The organism is Falsihalocynthiibacter sp. CO-5D18, from assembly GCF_041205445.1.
Taxonomy (GTDB): domain Bacteria; phylum Pseudomonadota; class Alphaproteobacteria; order Rhodobacterales; family Rhodobacteraceae; genus Falsihalocynthiibacter; species Falsihalocynthiibacter arcticus.
In genome coordinates this window covers 1-293 of record NZ_JBGFCF010000116.1, presented here as the reverse complement: position 1 = coordinate 293, position 293 = coordinate 1, and the positions used below count along the sequence as shown (strand labels likewise).

Sequence of the window (293 nt, the reverse complement as noted above, 5' to 3'; positions counted from 1 at the left end):
CTGAACTCTTTTGATTCACTGGAGCGGTGCTTTGAAAAGGACAAGGCCAACCTTATTGCGGTTAAATGCCTCGTCGAGTCCCAAAACGTTCGCGATTTGCTCGAGCACTTTGTGGGGAGTAAGGCCTTGTGGATGTACCGTCACTACAAAGATGTGGCGGCATCCAATCTCAAGCATTTTGGCTTACAAAACGGTATTGAAGACCTAAGGGCTATCGCCGCGGGTAGCGCCACGAATTGGCGGTCGGAGAAACTTTCTCCAGCAGTGCGCGAAGATATCCGCAAGCATTTCAC

The 293-nt window shown here is 50.5% G+C and carries 1 protein-coding gene; it reads left to right on the top strand.

Features of this window, described 5'->3' with window-relative positions; genetic code table 11:
• Nucleotides 1-293 (top strand): hypothetical protein (locus AB9F27_RS22170; RefSeq protein WP_369758241.1); only part of this gene is annotated, 293 nt, incomplete at both ends.